Origin of the sequence: Paraburkholderia oxyphila NBRC 105797 (genome assembly GCF_000685075.1) — a bacterium.
In the GTDB taxonomy this organism is placed as follows: Bacteria; Pseudomonadota; Gammaproteobacteria; order Burkholderiales; family Burkholderiaceae; genus Paraburkholderia; species Paraburkholderia oxyphila.
This window is the reverse complement of sequence record NZ_BAYD01000044.1, coordinates 1-16894: the sequence shown is the minus strand read 5'-3', so window position 1 is coordinate 16894 and position 16894 is coordinate 1. Positions and strand designations below refer to the sequence as shown.

At 69.3% G+C, this 16894-nt stretch carries 17 protein-coding genes and 3 pseudogenes; 4 read left to right on the top strand and 16 right to left on the bottom strand.

Going from position 1 to position 16894, the window contains the following annotated elements; genetic code table 11:
• Positions 1–94: 94 nt before the first annotated feature.
• Together BO1_RS25165 and BO1_RS25155 are read right to left on the bottom strand one after the other, a co-directional pair.
• The gene (locus tag BO1_RS25165) at positions 95–1132 is read right to left on the bottom strand and encodes a zinc-dependent alcohol dehydrogenase family protein (RefSeq protein WP_028219910.1); all 1038 of its coding nucleotides are present in this window, start codon (positions 1130–1132) and stop codon (positions 95–97) included.
• 268 nt (positions 1133–1400) lie between these two features.
• Positions 1401–3170, bottom strand: coding sequence for a PHA/PHB synthase family protein (locus BO1_RS25155; protein ID WP_043286431.1), 1770 nt, complete (start codon positions 3168–3170; stop codon positions 1401–1403).
• A gap of 400 nt (positions 3171–3570) precedes the next feature.
• Between BO1_RS25155 and BO1_RS25145 the strand changes: the two genes are divergently transcribed.
• A complete protein-coding gene (locus tag BO1_RS25145) occupies positions 3571–4152 on the top strand; it encodes a hemerythrin domain-containing protein (protein WP_028219907.1) in 582 nt (193 codons plus the stop codon).
• A gap of 96 nt (positions 4153–4248) precedes the next feature.
• Here the strand turns inward: BO1_RS25145 and BO1_RS61330 are convergent.
• The 10 genes and pseudogenes from BO1_RS61330 to atpD all read right to left on the bottom strand — a co-directional run.
• Positions 4249–4465: pseudogene (locus tag BO1_RS61330) on the bottom strand (BON domain-containing protein); the annotation flags it as partial.
• A 105-nt stretch (positions 4466–4570) separates the two neighbouring features.
• Complete coding sequence (locus BO1_RS25135) at positions 4571–5476, bottom strand: F0F1 ATP synthase subunit gamma (protein WP_028219905.1); 906 nt, start codon at positions 5474–5476, stop codon at positions 4571–4573.
• The gene (locus BO1_RS52705) at positions 5473–7020 is read right to left on the bottom strand and encodes a F0F1 ATP synthase subunit alpha (protein WP_043286405.1); all 1548 of its coding nucleotides are present in this window, start codon (positions 7018–7020) and stop codon (positions 5473–5475) included. The genes BO1_RS25135 and BO1_RS52705 overlap by 4 nt, the downstream gene beginning before the upstream one ends.
• Positions 7007–7756 carry a F0F1 ATP synthase subunit B family protein gene (locus tag BO1_RS25125; protein ID WP_028219904.1) on the bottom strand — a complete coding sequence of 250 codons (750 nt, stop codon included), beginning with the start codon at positions 7754–7756 and terminating at the stop codon, positions 7007–7009. The genes BO1_RS52705 and BO1_RS25125 overlap by 14 nt, the downstream gene beginning before the upstream one ends.
• Positions 7757–7766: 10 nt before the next feature.
• Positions 7767–8012 carry a F0F1 ATP synthase subunit C gene (locus tag BO1_RS25120; RefSeq protein WP_028219903.1) on the bottom strand — a complete coding sequence of 82 codons (246 nt, stop codon included), beginning with the start codon at positions 8010–8012 and terminating at the stop codon, positions 7767–7769.
• Complete coding sequence (locus BO1_RS52700; RefSeq protein ID WP_043286402.1) at positions 8009–8707, bottom strand: F0F1 ATP synthase subunit A; 699 nt, start codon at positions 8705–8707, stop codon at positions 8009–8011. Before BO1_RS52700 ends, BO1_RS25120 begins: the two co-directional genes overlap by 4 nt.
• Positions 8704–9003, bottom strand: a complete 300-nt coding sequence (locus tag BO1_RS52695; protein WP_043286400.1) for an ATP synthase subunit I — start codon at positions 9001–9003, stop codon at positions 8704–8706. The genes BO1_RS52700 and BO1_RS52695 overlap by 4 nt, the downstream gene beginning before the upstream one ends.
• Positions 8996–9301, bottom strand: coding sequence for an AtpZ/AtpI family protein (locus BO1_RS62080; RefSeq protein WP_043286398.1), 306 nt, complete (start codon positions 9299–9301; stop codon positions 8996–8998). The genes BO1_RS52695 and BO1_RS62080 overlap by 8 nt, the downstream gene beginning before the upstream one ends.
• Positions 9298–9756, bottom strand: a complete 459-nt coding sequence (locus tag BO1_RS25100; protein WP_028219901.1) for a F0F1 ATP synthase subunit epsilon — start codon at positions 9754–9756, stop codon at positions 9298–9300. Before BO1_RS25100 ends, BO1_RS62080 begins: the two co-directional genes overlap by 4 nt.
• Before the next feature lie 10 nt (positions 9757–9766).
• The gene (gene atpD, locus BO1_RS25095) at positions 9767–11203 is read right to left on the bottom strand and encodes a F0F1 ATP synthase subunit beta (protein WP_043286395.1); all 1437 of its coding nucleotides are present in this window, start codon (positions 11201–11203) and stop codon (positions 9767–9769) included.
• A 303-nt stretch (positions 11204–11506) separates the two neighbouring features.
• Between atpD and acs the strand changes: the two genes are divergently transcribed.
• The 3 genes from acs (at position 11507) to BO1_RS25070 (ending at position 14697) form a co-directional block, all read left to right on the top strand.
• Entirely contained in the window at positions 11507–13483 is a 1977-nt protein-coding gene (acs, locus tag BO1_RS25085; protein ID WP_028219898.1) for an acetate--CoA ligase, read from the top strand.
• A 33-nt stretch (positions 13484–13516) separates the two neighbouring features.
• Entirely contained in the window at positions 13517–14113 is a 597-nt protein-coding gene (locus tag BO1_RS25080) for an acetate uptake transporter (RefSeq protein WP_028219897.1), read from the top strand.
• A 143-nt stretch (positions 14114–14256) separates the two neighbouring features.
• Complete coding sequence (locus BO1_RS25070) at positions 14257–14697, top strand: hypothetical protein (RefSeq protein WP_028219896.1); 441 nt, start codon at positions 14257–14259, stop codon at positions 14695–14697.
• Between the two features lie 137 nt (positions 14698–14834).
• On the opposite strand, the gene BO1_RS25065 is transcribed toward BO1_RS25070, so the two are convergent.
• From BO1_RS25065 to BO1_RS52685, 4 genes and pseudogenes are all read right to left on the bottom strand, one after another.
• On the bottom strand, positions 14835–15209 hold the full coding sequence (locus BO1_RS25065; protein ID WP_028219895.1) for a hypothetical protein: 375 nt from the start codon (positions 15207–15209) through the stop codon (positions 14835–14837).
• A 90-nt stretch (positions 15210–15299) separates the two neighbouring features.
• A complete protein-coding gene (locus BO1_RS25060; protein WP_028219894.1) occupies positions 15300–15749 on the bottom strand; it encodes a universal stress protein in 450 nt (149 codons plus the stop codon).
• A 144-nt stretch (positions 15750–15893) separates the two neighbouring features.
• Positions 15894–16112: pseudogene (locus BO1_RS57905) on the bottom strand (TolC family protein); the annotation flags it as partial.
• 2 nt (positions 16113–16114) lie between these two features.
• A pseudogene (locus tag BO1_RS52685) lies at positions 16115–16894 on the bottom strand (ABC transporter permease); the annotation flags it as partial.

The window sequence follows — 16894 nt, the reverse complement described above, 5'->3', positions numbered from 1 at the left end:
CGTTACGTCGATCATGCGCGTTGAGGAGCCTCGGCTGCCTGTCACAGCGAAGAACACAGCGGTGGCGCGGGCGGCCGCCGCCACCCGCGCCGCATCACATTTCGATGATGACCTTGAGCGCCTGCGTGCTGGCTGCGTGCGAGAACGTCTCGTAGGCCTTGAGCACGTCCTCGAAGGCAAAGCGATGCGTGATCAGCCGGCCCGGATCGATGCGCCCGGCGCACACGGTCTTGAGCAGCATCGGCGTGCTGACCGTGTCGACCAGACGCGTCGTGATCGCCACGTTGCGGTCCCAGAGCTTGTCGAGGAAGATCGACGCGCTCGCGCCATGCACGCCGATGTTCGCAATCGTGCCGCCCGGCGCCACGAGTTGCTGGCACAGCTCGAAGGTGGCGGGCACGCCGACGGCCTCGACCGCACAGTCCACGCCCACCCCGTCCGTGAGCTTCATCACCGCCTCGACGGCGTCCGAGGCGCGCGGATCGATCCCTGCCGTGGCGCCAAAGCGCTTTGCGCACGCGAGACGGTTCGCGTCCATGTCGATCATGATGATCTGCGCGGGCGAATAGAACTGCGCCGTCAACAGCGCCGCCAGCCCGATCGGCCCCGCGCCGACGATGGCCATCGTGCTGCCCGGCTCCACCTTGCCGTTGAGCACGCCGCACTCGAAACCCGTAGGCAGGATGTCCGAGAGCATCACGAGCGCCGCTTCGTCGAGGCCCGCGGGAATCTTGTAAAGACTCGTCTGCGCATGGGGCGTGCGCACATACTCGGCCTGGGTGCCGTCGATGCGGTTGCCGAGAATCCAGCCGCCCGTCTTGCAGTGCGAGTACATGCCGCGCCGGCAATATTCGCACTGCCCGCAGCTCGAGATGCACGACACCAGCACGTGATCGCCGGGTTTGAGTGTCGTCACGCCACTGCTGACCGCGTGCACGACGCCCACACCTTCGTGGCCGAGGATGCGCCCCGGCGTGCAGGTCGGCACGTCGCCCTTGAGGATGTGCAGATCGGTGCCGCAGATCGTCGTCTTCGAGATCTTGACGATGGCGTCGCCGGGCTCCTGCAATTCCGGCATCGGGCGCGTCTCGACCGCGAAGCGGCCCGGGCCGTTGTAAACCAGTGCTTTCATGTTCCCTCCATCGGCATTCGAAAATGGGCTGGCGTGGCGCGCGCGTGCACGCCCGAAGCGTGCGCAAGACGATCGCGCCTGCCTATCGAAGGCGCGCCAGCGGATTCCATCATGCGCCGCGGCCGCGCTGCACAATTGACTTCGATCAAGTCGGCACCGCTCGCCGCCGATTGATGCAGGTCAAGCACGGGCGTAGCGTCATCCGCTCGAACAGGGTTAGCTCGTGCAATGCACGGTCACGCGGGGCGAGCGGGCGCGCCGCCCGCGCTCACGTTTCAAGCACGTAATCGCCCGGCGCCGCGCCGAGCCCCGCCTCCGGCGTGCGCGCCGGCACCTCGCCCGAGGAGCGCGCGCGCAGCCAGTCGCGCCAGCAAAGCCACCAGGAGCCATCGACTGCGGGCGTGCCCCGCACGAATTCGTGCCGGCTGCGGTACGCCCCTTCGGGCTCGCGCGTCGTGCATCGATAGTAGCGGCGCGCATGGCCGGGCTCGGACACGATGCCCGCGTTGTGGCCGCCCGCCGTCAGCACGAAAGTCAGCGCGTTGTGCGTGAGCAGATGCAGCTTGTAGACCGAGCGCCACGGCGAGACGTGATCGCGCTCGGTCCCGACCACGAACATCGGCGCCTCGATGTCCGGGAGCGCGACCGGCTGGCCGTCGACGCAGTAGCGGCCCGCCGCGAGATCGTTGTCGAGAAAGAGCCGGTTGAGGTACTCGGTGTGCATGCGGTACGGCATGCGCGTCGTATCCGCATTCCACGACATCAGGTCGTTGCCCTTCGTGCGCCGCCCGAGCAAGTACTCGCTCATCATGCGCGACCAGATCAGGTCGCGCGCATTGAGCAACTGGAACGCGGCCGACATCTGCGCGCCGTCGAGATAGCCCTGGCGCCACATCAGCGCGTCGAGCGCCGAGAGCGCACTCGCATCGATGAAGAGCCCCAGTTCGCCGGGCTCGCTGAAGTCGGTCAAGGCGGCCAGCAGCGTGACCGTGCGCAGTGCATCGCGCCGGCCGTCGCGGGCGAGCGCCGCCGCCCCGATCGCGAGCAGCGTGCCGCCGAGGCAATAACCCACGGCGTGCACCGCTTCGCCGCAGCGCGAGCGGACCGCTTCGAGCGCCGCGAAGAAGCCATCGCGCACATAGTCCTCGAGACCGAGGTCGCGCGCCTCTGCGCCAGGGTTGCGCCACGAGATTGCAAACACGGTGAAGCCCGACTCGACGAGAAAGCGGATCATCGAGTCATGCGGCTGCAGGTCGAGGATGTAGTACTTCATGATCCACGACGGCACGATCAGGATCGGCTCGCGCGCGGCGTCGGGCGTCATCGGATCGTACTGGAGCAGTTCGCACAGAGCGTTGCGCCACACGACCCGGCCCGGCGTCACCGCCACGTCGCGCCCCGGCACGAAGGCTTGCGCCGTGCGCGCGTGCACCCCGGAGCGGCTGGCGGCCAGCGCCACGGCGTCCTCGAGCCAATGGCGCAGGCCGGCCAGGAGATTCGCGCCGCCGGTGCGGGCCGTCGTGTCGAGCACGAGCGGATTGGTGGCGATGAAGTTGCCAGGCGAGCAGGCGTCGAGCCACTGGCGCGCCGCGAAAGCCACCAGCTGTTCGTGATGCTGCTCCACGCCCGGCACGCCGCGTGTGGCCTCGCGCCACCAGCGCTGGACTGCCAGAAAGCCGTCGCGATACAGATGAAAAGGCCAACTCGACCATGCAGCGGCGGCAAAGCGCGGGTCGGCATCCCCGGCATGCACCGCAACGCCGCTTTCGCCCTCGTCGTCACCGGATTCAGGCAACACCGCCGGCAAGAGGCAGGCCGCACGCCATGCGTTCGCGGCGAGGTCCAGGCACTTGCCCGGTGCAATCGCGAGATGCGCCCCCCAGTCGATCGCGGCCAGCCCCAGCGAGATGGGCGAAAGCCCGAAAGTCATGGTGGCCACGACCGCATGCGCCGCCCGATTCCACTCATCGGCCGGCGTCATCCCGGACCGGGCGCACTCGCCGGCGCTTGCAGGCACACCTGGAAGGGATCGCGCCATCCCCTCGATATGTGGTTCGGCATCGCGCACGACCGTCTTCATCGTCCTCTCCCCTTTTTTTGATCCGCCCCGGTTGACCGACAGCACATCGCATGCCGCCTGACCAGGCCCAGGCGGACACAACCGTTCCACTGTGCGATCACCGTGTGCCCGCCCCGTTGACTTAAGTCAAGCGTGTGGGCGAGCCGCGCCGGCCCGCGCACCTCAGCCCATCTTCAAGCGGCTCGTCACGTCGATCCTCCGGGCACCCTCGTGCACTACCGACTCGAATTGATGAAGATCAATGCATCCTCCTGGCTGCCGCGCATAGTAAAAAAATAGCGGCCACCCACGCGGCGCCATTTCGGCGCATCTCCTGCGTCTCATAACCTGCCCGGCCGCCCCCGTCCTGGAGTCCGACATGGAAGCTGCCACGCGACGTAGCGCGATACAAGTGATGCTGAGCGAGCACCGGCGCCTGACGAGCATCGTCAATGGCATGCAGCGCGTCGTCGACGGCATGGCATCGGGCGCGGGTGCGTCGGGCGCCATGCTCATGCGCGCGATGCTCTACTACATCCAGGAATTCCCCGAGCAAATTCATCATCCGAAGGAAGAGCGCTACCTGTTTGCGCGGTTGCGCGAGCGCACCGACGAACTGGACGCCGTCATCGAGGAACTCGGACGCCAGCATGAAGAAGGCGCAATGCGTGTTCGCGCACTCGAACGCGCCCTTACACGCTATGAACTGGGCGGTGCCAGCATGCTTCCCGCGCTGCGTGCCGAAGTGAGCGCGTATGCGGACTTCTACGCGAGGCACCGGCAACTTGAAGAGTCGGTCATCCTGCCCGGCGCACAGCACTGTCTGACGGCAGCCGACTGGGTGGAGATCGACGAAGCGTTCGGCGCGAATCGCGATCCATTCGAGGGCCTCGCGGCCGAGGACAATCTCGACGACCTCTACACGTTGATCGTCCAGACGCTGCCCGATGCACGCGCCTGAGCAGCGGGCGTCTCGCTGCGCGAATAGAAGACCACGAGGATCCGTGATGGCACGTTCATCTCACCCCCCTCCACACTGTCCGCGGCAGGCCGCCACTCATTGCACGGTCAGCCGATCGACCACCGCCCACACGCCACGCGTCGCCCACGCGGCGCCGCAGGCCGCAGGCCGCAGGCCGCTCGCGCAGCGATGCGACCGTGCCGCTCAGCGTCACCACGCCGTTGCGCTCGTCGACGTGGATGCCGGCGAACTCGCGTTGCGCGCGACGGGCCAGCGCCGCACTGATAGGGCGCGCGACCTCCAACGCGGCATCGGCGGCGCGCTCGACCGTGAGCTTCTGCGCATAGTCGGGCACCCACCCCGACAACGTGACGTTATCCCTATGAATTCGCGCATCGCGCCGCACGGCTGACTTCGATCAATCGGCTGTGCGGCGCGCGGCCTGTCCGCCGCTGCTCAGCTCGACGATCTCCGATGTGATCTCCTCCTGCCGCAACGCCCGATAACGCTGCGTGAGATCGCTCAGACGCTGCTGCACGTTCGCGCGCGCCGCCAGCATCGCGCGCACGCGCGCCTCGTTCTCGGCGGCGAACGCGAGCATCAGCGTTTCGCACAATTCCACGAAGACATAAAACTCGACGAGCCCGGACAAGAGCCGCGCAGGCGCGACGTTGACGAGCGGCGGCTGCGCGCGCGCAGGCACCTGGAAGCGCGTGAAGTCGAACGGAATGAGCGCGCGCTGCGCGATGCGCAAGCGCGGCTCGCCGGGCTGTGCGCTCAGCACCGTCACGCGCGTCGCGCGCTCGCCAGTCGCGAGGCGTGCATAGAGCGCGTCGGCGATGCGCACCGCAAGCGGCGGAATGGCGTCCGGGTGCGCCGCCATCGGCGCCGACCACGCGCAGGCCACGCCGCGCGCGGCGGCGGCGCTCACGAGGCGCGAGCCCACCAGCAGCCAGTGGCATGCGCGCGCGCCGCCCAGGCGCTGCGCCTCCTCCGCCAGCGCGTCGTTGAGCGCGCCAGCGAAGCCCTGCTCCGTGCCCACGACGATGCCGATGTCGCCACCGGCCGCGCCGTCCCGCGCGGCCGGGTTGCTGGCCGCCGGGTCGCCGGCCGCCGGATCTCCGGCCAATGCGCTTTCGCGCGTGAACGCGAGCACTTCGCCGATCGCCGCGCCCGCCGTCGCCGCCGCCGCGCGAATGCCGGCCATCCGCTCGTGCGCCTCACGCGAGCGCGAGGCCGCAATGCCGCGCATCGCCGCGATCACGGCATCGAGTTGATGGGTCGCTGCGATCCGGTTCTCGATCTCGCCGAGCCTGCCGCTCATCCCTGCTCCTTGCCAGGCGCCTTGCCTCGCTCATCGACCGGCGCCACGTCAGGCATCAGTGCGCGCACCCATTCGCGTAGCCCTGCAGCGCTCTCGGCTGACTCGTCATCCGAATGATTTGACGAAGTCTCTGCGTGCCGCTGCGCGAGGCGCTCGCGGATCTGCGCGGCCACGGCCGCAGGCGCCGCGTCGAACACGCCATCGGCGAGCGCGGCGAGCAACGTCACCTGGTCGCGCGTGCCGAGCGCGCTGAAGCGCGGCTGCGCGAGCAAGGCGCGAATCCGCTCGCCGCGCACGATCTGCGCATTCACGCGCGCGTCCGTGAGGCCGCCAAAGCGCGTGAACATCTCCAGCTCGAGGAACTGCGCGTAGTCGAGCCGCAGCTGCCCCGCCACCCGGCGCAGCGCCGGTGCCTGCGCCTTGCCGCCCACGCGGCTGACGCTCAGCCCCACGTTGACGGCGGGCCGCTGGTTGGACGCGAACAGCGCGGCGTCCATCACGAGCTGGCCGTCGGTGATCGAGATCAGGTTGGTCGGAATGTAGGCCGAGAGATTGCCCGCATCGGTTTCGGCGATCGGCAGCGCGCTCAGCGAGCCGCCGCCGAGCGCCGGGCTCAGCCTCGCCGCGCGCTCGAGCAGCCGTGCGTGCAGATAAAAGATGTCGCCGGGATACGCCTCGCGGCCCGGTGGCTCGCCGGTCAGCAGCGCGAGCTCACGATGCGTGGCCGCGTGCTTCGAGAGGTCGTCGATCACGACGAGCGCGTGCTGGCCGCGGTCGCGGAAGTACTCGGCAACCGAGAAGCCCGCGAACGGCGCGATCCATTGCATGCCGGGCGAGGCCGACGCCGGCGCCACCACGAACACGCAGCGCTGCGGCGCGCCGCGCTCGCGCACGGCGTCGATCACGCGCTGCACCGCCGTGGCGCGCTGGCCCACCGCGACGTACACGCAGATCACGTCGCTCGTGCGCTGGTTGACGATGGCGTCGACGGCGAGCGAGGTCTTGCCCGTCGCCCGGTCGCCGATGATGAGCTCGCGCTGGCCGCGCCCGATCGCGAACAGCGCATCGACGATCAGCACGCCGGTTTCGAGCGGCTCGCTCACGGCGGCCCGCTCGACGATGGCGGGCGCGGGCCGCTCCACCGGCAGCCATTGCGCGGCGGCGAGCGGCTCGCCATCGTCGAGCGGCCGGCCAAGCGGATCGATCACGCGCCCGAGCAGGCTTTCGCCCACCGGCACGTGGAGCGCGGCGCCGGTGCGCTCGACGCGCTCGCCCGCCTCCACGCCCTGCGCGCCGTCCAGCAGCACGACGCTTGCGAGTTCGGTGTCGAGCGTGCGCACGTAGCCCGTCGCGCCGCTCGCGAAGCGCACCGTCTCGTCGAGCGCGACGTCGGGCAGCCCCGAGATGCGCGCGACTCCGTCGGCCACCCGCTCCACGCGCCCGAAGGTGCTCGCGTCGGCCACCAGGCGCACGTGTGAGAGCGCGCCGCGCTGGCGCGCGAGCCAGTTGCCGAAGTCGCCGGTTTCGGTTTCAGCGGCGCTCACCGTTCTGCTCCAGCAACGTTGCGCGGATGGCGTCGAGATCGTGACGCAGATGATTGCGCACCGCCGCGTGCGCGCTCGTGAGTTCGAGCCCCGCGATCAGCGCGGGATCGACGCGCACCTGCAGCGTGACGGTCCTGCCGAGCGCCGCGCCGAACGCCGCCTCGCAGGCGCGCTGCTCGGCGGTCGATAGCGCGCGTGGCGCGGCGAGCGCGAGCGGCGCGCCCTGTGCAGCGAATGCCGCGCGCGTCTCGGGCGGCAGCGCCGCCAGCGCCTCAGCCGCGCCGCCGATAAAGCCCTCCACGCGCGCCTCGGGCGGCATGCGCTCGAGCAGCCGCCCCGCGACCTCGATGGCAAGCCGCACGGCGTCCTCCTCGATGGCGTGGGCCTGCGCGGCACGCGCGCGTTCGATCTCGCCATGGGCATCCGCGCGCAGTTGCGCGGCTTCGGCCCGTGCCGAGGCGAGCAGCGCGGCCTTGTGCGCGTCGGCGTCGGCCTGGGCGGCCTGCAACGTCGCCTCTCGCGAAGCCACGAGCCGCGCCGTTTCGTCGTGCGCGGCGCTCTGCTCCGCCTGCGCCGCGCGGCGGCTCGCCTCGGCATCCGCGAGCAACGACTGCGCGGCCTTCTGGCGCGCCGCGACGATCTCCGCCACGGGCCGGAACAGGAAGCGCGCGAGCAGCCAGACCAGCACGAGCGCGTTGACGGTCTGCAGGGCGAGCGTCGACCAGTCGATATGCATGGCCGGTGCCTTACTTGACGAACGGATTGGCGAACAGCAGCAGGAGCGCGATCACGAGGCAGTAGATCGCCATCGTCTCGATCATTGCGAGGCCGACGAACAGCGTGCGCGAGATGGTGCCCGAGGAGTCGGGCTGGCGCGCGATGGCGTCCATCGCGGCGGCAACGGCGCGGCCTTCGGCAAGCGCCGGTCCGATGGCGCCGAACGAGACGGCGAGCGCGGCGGCGGCAATGCTGACGATTTCAATGAGGTTCATGGCGCTCCCTGAGCATGATGGCCGGCGCCGGCCTGCGCGCCGCCCGCTGCGGCGCCGACGAACACCATCGCCAGCACCGCGAAAATGTAGGCCTGCACGGCGCCCGTGAGCAGATCGAGCGCCATCAGCGGTATCGGCACGAGCAGGCCCGCGAGCGAGAGCACGATGCCCACCACGAACACGCCGCTCATCACGTTGCCGAACAGACGCACGACGAGCGAGAACGTGCGCGTGAGCTGCTCGACGACGTTCAGCGGGATCATCACCCAGGTCGGCTCGGCGAAGGTCGCGAGGTAGCCGCGCAGCCCGCGCGTGCGCAGGCCATGAAAAACGGTCGCGGCGAGCACGATCAGCGCGAGCGCCGCGTCGGTCTCGAGATGCGCGGTCGGCGGCTCTACGCCCGGCAGCAGCGACGACGCGTTCGCCACGAGCACGAACACGAAGAGCGTGCCGATCAGCGCACGGTAGGGCGCGGGATCGGCTTCGATGGTGTCGCGGATCTGGGCGTCGAGCGTGGTGACGAAAAGCTCCAGCGCGGCCTGGGTCTTCGACGGCGCGAGCGCGAGGCGCCGCGTCAGCAGCACAGCGGCGGCGGCGAGGCAGGCCATGATGGCCCACGTCACCACGACGGGCTCGGTGACCGAGAGCGCGCCGAGGTGCCAGAGCGGCACAGTGGCGAGCGGCGAGGCTTTCATCGCTGCACCGGTGCGGCGTCGCCGCCGCGAGACGTGACGAGACGCAGCGCGCCATGGCGCGCGAGCAGCAGACCAGCCATGCCCGCCAGCACGGCCGCGGCGCCCGCGCGCACGAGCGCGAACAGCAGCAGCGCGGTCAGCACGCAGCGCACGGCCTGCGCGCCGAGCGCGAAGCCGACGCGTCCCGACGCGAAGAGCCGCGCATTCCAGCACAGCGCCGCGAAATGCGCGGCGCCGGTCCCGACGCCGGCTGCAAGGCCCGCCATAGAGGCCCAGATCGCCCAATGCTCAGTCATCCTGATGACTCCGTTCTTGTCGATGCATCCACTTCCATGCGAACCAGAGGCCCGCCGCCGCGCCGAGCATGAGCAGCGGCGCCGAGAAAAACACGCGCGTGCCGAACAGCCGGTCGAGCATGCGGCCGATCGCCAGTCCCGCGAGCGTGGGCAGGACGATGGTCCAGCCGAGAATGCCGATCTGCCCGAGCCGGCTGCCGAGCGAGGGCTCGGGCTGGGCGCGGCCGCGCGCCTCGCGTCCGGCGGCATCGCGCGCGGCGCGTGCCATGTGATCGGGCTCGCGCGAGGGATCGCTCATTGCCCGCGCTCCTGCGCCGCCGCAATGTCCTGCCCGTCCGGCACGACCGGCCCGCGCAGATAGCGCAGCATCTGCCGCACCGCTTGCGCATGCAGGCGCACGCTCTCCACACGCACGCGCCGCTCGGCGTCGAGCTGGGCCGCGCGCACGCGCGCGACTTCGCGCTCCAGCCATTCGAGCTCGTCGCCGGCAATCGCCTCGCGGCACGCAACGGCCACCACGCAGCCACCCGTTACGGTCATGACGCCCCCGTCCACGGCGCAAAAGCGCCGCGCGCCGTCCGGCCCGACCCAGCGCACCACCGAGGGCGCGAGCATCGTGATGAAATCGGCATGGCCGGGCCGGACGCCGAATGAGCCGCTTGCGTCCTCGGCGCGCAGCGAGCGCGCCGCGGCGTGGTTCACCACCATGTCGAGCGGCGTGGCAATCGTCAGTTCGAGCAGCGTGCCGCCCATGTGTGCTCTCCTATGCGGTTGCGCCCGTCGCTGAGGCGCGTTCCTTCTCGCGCGCCTCGTCGAGCGTGCCGACCATGAACAGCGAGCGCTCCTGCCAGTCGTCGCACTCGCCGGCGAGAATCGCCTTGCAGCCCGCGAGCGTGTCGGCAATCGCGACCGAGCGGCCCGGCTGCCCGGAGAACGCCTCGGTCACCGCGAAAGGCTGCGTGAGAAAACGCTGCAGGCGGCGCGCGCGCTGCACGAGCAGACGATCCTCGGCGCCCAGTTCCTCGACGCCGAGCAGCGCAATCACGTCCTGCAGCTCGCGATGATGTTCGATGAGGCGCCGCACCTCGATGGCGATGGCCGCGTGCTCCGCGCCCACCACGAGCGGATCGAGCAACACCGACGACGAGGCAATCGGATCGATGGCCGGATACATGCCCTCGGCGGCCATGGCGCGCGAGAGCACGACCATGCTGTCCACGTGCGCGGCGATGGTCGTCACGGCGGGGTCGGTGAAATCGTCGGCCGGCACGTAGACGGCCTCCACGGCGGTCACCGCCGCGCCGCCCACCGAGACGATGCGCTCCTGCAAGGCCGCCACCTCGCTCGCGAGCGTGGGTTGATAGCCCACGCGCGAAGGCATGCGCCCGAGCGACGCCGACACCTCCGCGCCCGCCTGCACGAAGCGGAACACGTTGTCGATCATCAGCAGCACGTTTTGCCGCAGCTCGTCGCGAAAATGCTCGGCGATCGTGAGCGCCGTGAGCGGGACGCGCCAGCGCGCGCCGGGCGGCTCGTTCATCTGGCCGTACACCAGCACCGTGCGCGCGAGCACGTCCGAATCGCGCATCTCCGAGAGCATCTCGTGGCCTTCACGCGAACGCTCGCCTACGCCCGCGAACACCGAAATGCCCTGGTAGCGCTGAACCATCGCGTGAATCAGCTCCATCACGAGCACGGTCTTGCCGACGCCCGCGCCGCCGAACATCGCGGCCTTGCCGCCTTGCGCGATTGGCGCGAGCAAATCGATCGCCTTGATGCCGGTCGTGAAGATCTCGGTGGAGCCGCGCAGCGCCGCGAGAGGCGGCGCCGCGCGATGGATCGGGCGGCGCGGCGCCGTGGCGTCGAGCGGCGCGCCGCCGTCATGCACGGTGCCGCGCACGTCCAGCAGGCGGCCGAGCACCGCCTCGCCCACCGGCACTTCGAGCGGTCCGCCCGCTGCCTCGACGCGTGCGCCGCGCCGCAATCCAGCCGTCGACTGCAACGCGAGCGCACGCAATGCCGTGGGGCCGAGATGCGCCTCGACTTCCGCGGCGAGTTGCGCGCCGTCGTCACGCACGATCCACAGCGCGTCTTCCACGCCCGGCAGCGGTCCTTCCTCGAACACCACGTCCAGCACCGCGCCGCGCACCGCGCTCACGCGGCCAGTGGCAAACGGCACAGCCCCGGCCGGCAGCGTCATGGGGGCGTTCGAGTCGAGGGTGCTGGTGGGCGGCACGGCGCTTCTCCGCAATGCAAGGCTTCGATCCGTCCAGGATAAGCGCTCGATGCGCATTTCGACTGATCTCGGTCAATTCGCTGCGCACCGGTCCCTGAATTGGGCCGCATTGGCGTTGCGCATAACCCTGATTGATCTGAGTCAATCGCGCCCCACGAGGCGGCGTCGAGACTGAAGCGGCACATCCAAGCCCCGACGCTGGAGGCAAGTCCTGGCGTCGCGAGAGATGCATTGATGCCGCCACCGAATCACCCATGCGAGGAGACCATGTCCACACCTGAACTGACTGCCAGCGGCCCCGCCCTGTCCCCGATCCCGTTGATCAAGGGCGCCGCCATCGATGGCATGGCCGCCTATCGCGCGCTCGTCGACGAGGCGCAGCGCGACCCCGAAGCGTTCTGGGCCCGTCTTGCGCGCGAGCACCTCGACTGGAAGCAACCGTTCACGCGCACGCTCGACACCTCGAACGCGCCGTTCTTCAAGTGGTTCGACGACGGCATGCTCAACGCCTCGTACAACTGCCTCGACCGGCACCTCGCCAACGGCGGCGCAAACCGCATCGCGATCGTCTTCGAAGCCGACGGCGGTGAAGTCACGACGCTCACCTATGCCGAGCTGCACACCCGCGTCTGCCGCGTCGCGAACGCCCTGCGCGCACGCGGCGTGCGGCGCGGCGACCGCGTGATGATCTACCTGCCCATGTCGATCGAGGGCGTGGTGGCGATGCAGGCCTGCGCGCGCATCGGCGCGCCGCATTCGGTCGTGTTCGGCGGGTTTTCCGCGAAGTCGCTGCACGAGCGCATGGCCGACGTGGGCGCGTGCGTGCTCATCACGGCCGACGAGCAGGTGCGCGGCGGCCGTCATCTGCCGCTCAAGACCATCGCCGACGAAGCGCTCGCGATGGGCGGCGGCGAGAGCGTGCATACGGTGATCGTCTACCGGCGCACGGGCGGCGCGGTCCCGTGGCATGCGCAGCGCGACGTCTGGCTGCACGAGCTCGAAGCCGCGCAGCCCGCCACCTGCGAGCCCGAATGGGTCGACGCCGAGCATCCGCTCTTCATCCTCTACACCTCCGGCTCGACGGGCACGCCCAAGGGCGTGCAGCACAGCACGGGCGGCTATCTGCTGTGGGCCGCGCTGACGATGAAGTGGACCTTCGACATTCGCGCCTCCGATGTGTTCTGGTGCACCGCCGACATCGGCTGGATCACGGGCCACAGCTATATCTGCTACGGCCCGACCGCGGCCGGCGCGACCCAGGTGATCTTCGAGGGCGTGCCCACCTGGCCGGACGCGGGCCGCTTCTGGCAGATGATCGAGCGCCACAAGGTGTCGATCTTCTACACGGCGCCCACGGCCATCCGCTCGCTCATCAAGGCCGCCCAGGCCGATCCCGACGTGCACCCGGCGCGCTACGACCTGAGCTCGCTGCGCCTGCTCGGCACCGTGGGCGAGCCCATCAACCCCGATGCGTGGCGCTGGTTCGCCGCGCAGGTGGGGGGCGGCCGCTGCCCCGTGCTCGACACCTTCTGGCAAACCGAGACCGGCGGCCACATGATCACGCCGCTGCCGGGCGTCACGCCGCTCGTGCCGGGCTCCTGCACGCTGCCGCTGCCCGGCATCGAGGCGGCGATCGTCGACGAGGCGGGCCGCGACGTGCCCAACGGCAATGGCGGCCTGCTCGTCATCAAGCGGCCCTGGCCGTCGATGCTGCGCACGGTCTGGGGCAATCCCGCGCGCTATCGCGCCGGCTACTTTCCGCAGGAGCTCGGCGGCAAGCTCTATCTCGCCGGCGACGGCGCGATCCGCGACGCCGAGACCGGCTATTTCACGATCACAGGACGCGTGGACGACGTGCTCAACGTCTCCGGCCACCGCATGGGCACCGCCGAGATCGAGTCCGCGCTCGCCGCCCACCCGCAGGTGGCCGAAGCCGCCGTGGTGGGCCGCCCCGACGCGACCACGGGCGAGGCCATCGTGGCCTTCGTGGTGCTCAAGGGGCCGCGCCCTCGCGACGGCGAGGCGCAGCGCGTCGCCGACGAGCTGCGCACGTGGATCGGCCGCGAGATCGGGCCGATTGCCAAGCCGCGCGAGATCCGCTTCGGCGACGCCATGCCCAAGACACGCTCCGGCAAGATCGTGCGCCGCCTGCTGCGCTCGGTCGCGAAGGGCGAGGCGCTCGAACAGGACACCTCGACCGTCGAGAACCCGGGCGTCATCGTGCAGTTCAGCAAGGCCGCTTAAGCCCCCGCAAGCCATCATCCAGGAGACAGCCACATGAAGCCCACTGCCCCCAACCCCGCGTCGCTCGGCCTCGCCGGATTCGCCCTCACGACGTGGCTCCTCAGCATGATCAACGCCGGCTGGTTCGGCGGCGATTCGCTCGGCCTCGTGCTCGCCTGCGCGCTCGCGTTCGGCGGCACCGCGCAGGCCATCGCGGGACTCATCGAGATTCCGCGCGGCAACACGTTCGGCGCCACCGCGTTCATCGCCTATGGCGCATTCTGGTGGTCGCTCGCGCTGTATCTCCAGTTCCTGCACGAGCACGTCGTGCCGGCTTTCGTCGGCTGGTATCTGCTGCTGTGGGGCGTCTTCACGTTCTATATGTGGATCGCGACGTGGCGCGCGGCGCGCGCGCTGCAACTGCTGTTCGCGGTGCTGTGGATCACCTTTTTCCTGCTCGCCTTCAGCGAGTGGACCGGATCGCTGACCCTGCACCACGCAGGCGGATATGCGGGACTCCTCACGGCCCTCGTCGCCTTCTATCTCTCGGCGGCGGAGATCATCAACGAAACGCACGGGCGGCGCGTCCTGCCAACCGGCGCGCCCGCGAGCGCCGGCGCCGAGGACCTCCCCGCCGCGCGCACCGCGTGACACAAGCGACTGGCTGGATCCATCATCGGCTGCTCGCCGACGCGTTGCGCCTGAACGAGGACGAAGTCCCCGTCCTCGCGCAGACCGTCGGCAGGCCGGCGGCCTGAGCGGCGCACGGCGGCCTGGCGAAGGAGGAAACTGCAATGACTACACGCGTTGATCTGACTGCGGTTCAGGAGACCTATCGCCTTTGCTATGTATGCACACCGTGGGCGTACTTCACACGCGCGCCGCTCGATCAGCAATGGGGCGATCATTGGGAGCGCGCGCCTTATACCTCCGTGGCAGGCCTGCCCTATGGCGGCGAACCCGACCAGATTCTCAAGGTCGCCTTCGACGCTGCGCTGCTCACGCCGGAAACGGGCGAGCACGCGCACCCCTTCAGTGTTCAGGAGATCAACGACCGGCGCGCACCGTGGCTGCGCACCGATAGCTATTTCAGCGGGCCGACCGTGCACATCATGGCGGGCGCGACGCTCCAGCGTTTTACCGAGCTGGTCGAACTCGCGGGTGGCGCCGTCTACGCGCCAGTCGGCTGGGGACAGTTGCCGGAACCCTCGTGCCGGCCGGATACGGCATGCTGAAAAGCATGCGCCGTACGCGTGCCGTTGCGCACAGCAGCTCGCGGCGCCCATGAGAGAGCGGCTGTTCGACGACACCCCGTTTGGATGGGAATTGTGGACAGACTGCCTGGAGAGCGAGGTGCCGTGGTTCGGCGCGGCTACGCCTGTTTCGGCGTGAGTCCCGTGCGCGTCCAGGCCTGTTCGGCATCGAGGACCATGTCGCGAAGCAACGCCCCATAGGCGGCCTGGTTGCGCGCGGCCGCGCTCAGGCTTTGCTCCCACAAGCCCACGCTCGCCGCGAGGTATTCGCGCATCAATATTTGCCACGTCTGCGCGAAGGACTTCACGTCGTTGCTGCATGCATGCTGAAACGCCTCACATGCGCGTTGCGCCGCGGCGCGGTCGCGTTCGGCGCGCTTTGCCTGCAGGCCCTGCGCGGCCGCGAACTGATCGAAGCCGAGCTGCATCATGCGCGCACCCACGGCCGGCATGGAAGGCGGTGCAACCGGCACGTCATGGGGGATGTCTCTCATTTCAATCTCCTGATCAATCGAGTCCCGTCTCGCGAGGCGCAGCGCACGGATCACTCGTCGAGCGATGTTCCTCGTCCAGGGACGAGGGGCTCATGAGTCACCCCGCACGAGCAGCACTGGGCACTGCGCCTCGCGCACGAACGCCTCCGCCACGCTGCCGATGAAGGCACGCTTGATGCCGTGCCGGCCATGCGTGCCGAGCACGGCGAGCTGCGCACCAAAGCGCGTGGCGCAGCGGTTCAGACAGTCGGCCACGCTGTCGGTGACGCCTTGCACTTCCAGCAATTCCGTCTCGCAGCTCACGCCTGCCGCCTTCGCTTCGGCGCGCGCCCTTTCGAGCAGCTTTTTGGCTTCTTCCCGATACGTGGCGATCAGATCCGCGGGAACGTAGGTCAGCCCCATGCCCAGCGGCGCCACGACGTCGATCACGTGCGCCACGCAAAGTTGCGCGCCCGCCAGATGCGCGAAGCGCAGCGCCTCGCCGAGCGCGTGCTTCGAGGTCTCGCTGCCGTCGAACGCCATCAGAATTCTCTCGTACATGCTTTTTCTCCTCACCGGGGGACGCCCCCGTCTCGCATTGCGTTGCCTGACCCATCATCGGATCGCGCTCCATCGCGCCGTTGATTTGCATCAAGAGACAATCGGGCTCGGGGGCGAACGCATGCCCTGTGCGGCATCAGCCGCTCAGCGCGTGACGTTCGCCTCGCCCCAGCCGCCGCCCAATGCCGCATAGAGCGCGACGGTGTCCTGCAGGCGCTGGGCGTCGGCTTCGAGCCAGGCAATCTGCGCCTGGTGCAACTGGCCGTCGGCAACGAGGATCTGGAGGTAATCCACGGTTCCCGCGCGATAGTCGGCGCGCAGCAGCCGCAGCGCCTCTTGTGCCGCCGCCAGCGCGCGCGTCTGCCCACCATCGCAAACGCGATCGCGAGATTGCCGAACGTGATCATGGCGGCGTAATCGCGGATGCGCAGCCGCGCGAGGCTGATCGACGCCGCGCACAGGCCGACGCCGAGGCCATAGCCGGTGAGCGCCGTGAGCGCCGCCTGGAACAGGATCATCGCGACCAGCTCGCGCCGCTTCGCGCCGATGGCCTTGAGCGCGCCGAATTTTTCGAGGTTCTCGAGAATGAACGTGTAGAAGGTCTGCCCGGAGATCGACAGCCCGACCACGAAGCTGATCACGGTCATCAGGAGGATGTTGGTGCCGAGGCTCGTCTCGTACTTGTAGAAGTCCGCGATGTGCTGCATGAACTCATCTTTCGTGTAGGCGATGTAGCCGAGCGCCGCGACCTCGGCCTTGATGTGCGCGACGTCGGCGGCCGACTTCGGCTCGACGAGAATGTACGAGGTGGTGTAGCGGGTCGACGGGACGTACTGGATGGCGCGGCTGTACGTCGTGTAAAGCGTAGGGGTGCCAAACAGGCTGCCGCTCGCCACCGTGGCGATGCCGACCACCACCGCGCGGTGGTCGTTCAACTCGAAGTCGGTGCCGGGCGCGGGGCTGCCGAGCTTGTAGAACTCCGCGTCCTGCACGGCGATGAAGCCGTTTTCCGCAAAGATGTCCTCGATGCGGCCGGTCTTCATCTTCGGCCAGCCGTACAGCGTGGTGTCGTCGAGCCCGATGACCGTGGCCGCCTGATAGGTGCCGTCGCGCAGCTTCACGAGCGCCGCGCCCGAGTAAAGCGG

Excerpts from the sequence above, each read along its gene's own strand:
- BO1_RS25165 (WP_028219910.1), bottom strand. The coding sequence starts at position 1,132 with ATGAAAGCACTGGTTTACAACGGCCCGGGCCGCTTCGCGGTCGAGACG.
- BO1_RS25155 (WP_043286431.1), bottom strand. The coding sequence starts at position 3,170 with ATGGCGCGATCCCTTCCAGGTGTGCCTGCAAGCGCCGGCGAGTGCGCC.
- BO1_RS25145 (WP_028219907.1), top strand. The coding sequence starts at position 3,571 with ATGGAAGCTGCCACGCGACGTAGCGCGATACAAGTGATGCTGAGCGAG.
- BO1_RS25135 (WP_028219905.1), bottom strand. The coding sequence starts at position 5,476 with ATGAGCGGCAGGCTCGGCGAGATCGAGAACCGGATCGCAGCGACCCAT.
- BO1_RS25125 (WP_028219904.1), bottom strand. The coding sequence starts at position 7,756 with ATGCATATCGACTGGTCGACGCTCGCCCTGCAGACCGTCAACGCGCTC.
- BO1_RS25120 (WP_028219903.1), bottom strand. The coding sequence starts at position 8,012 with ATGAACCTCATTGAAATCGTCAGCATTGCCGCCGCCGCGCTCGCCGTC.
- BO1_RS52700 (WP_043286402.1), bottom strand. The coding sequence starts at position 8,707 with ATGAAAGCCTCGCCGCTCGCCACTGTGCCGCTCTGGCACCTCGGCGCG.
- BO1_RS52695 (WP_043286400.1), bottom strand. The coding sequence starts at position 9,003 with ATGACTGAGCATTGGGCGATCTGGGCCTCTATGGCGGGCCTTGCAGCC.
- BO1_RS62080 (WP_043286398.1), bottom strand. The coding sequence starts at position 9,301 with ATGAGCGATCCCTCGCGCGAGCCCGATCACATGGCACGCGCCGCGCGC.
- BO1_RS25100 (WP_028219901.1), bottom strand. The coding sequence starts at position 9,756 with ATGGGCGGCACGCTGCTCGAACTGACGATTGCCACGCCGCTCGACATG.
- atpD (WP_043286395.1), bottom strand. The coding sequence starts at position 11,203 with ATGACGCTGCCGGCCGGGGCTGTGCCGTTTGCCACTGGCCGCGTGAGC.
- acs (WP_028219898.1), top strand. The coding sequence starts at position 11,507 with ATGTCCACACCTGAACTGACTGCCAGCGGCCCCGCCCTGTCCCCGATC.
- BO1_RS25080 (WP_028219897.1), top strand. The coding sequence starts at position 13,517 with ATGAAGCCCACTGCCCCCAACCCCGCGTCGCTCGGCCTCGCCGGATTC.
- BO1_RS25070 (WP_028219896.1), top strand. The coding sequence starts at position 14,257 with ATGACTACACGCGTTGATCTGACTGCGGTTCAGGAGACCTATCGCCTT.
- BO1_RS25065 (WP_028219895.1), bottom strand. The coding sequence starts at position 15,209 with ATGAGAGACATCCCCCATGACGTGCCGGTTGCACCGCCTTCCATGCCG.
- BO1_RS25060 (WP_028219894.1), bottom strand. The coding sequence starts at position 15,749 with ATGTACGAGAGAATTCTGATGGCGTTCGACGGCAGCGAGACCTCGAAG.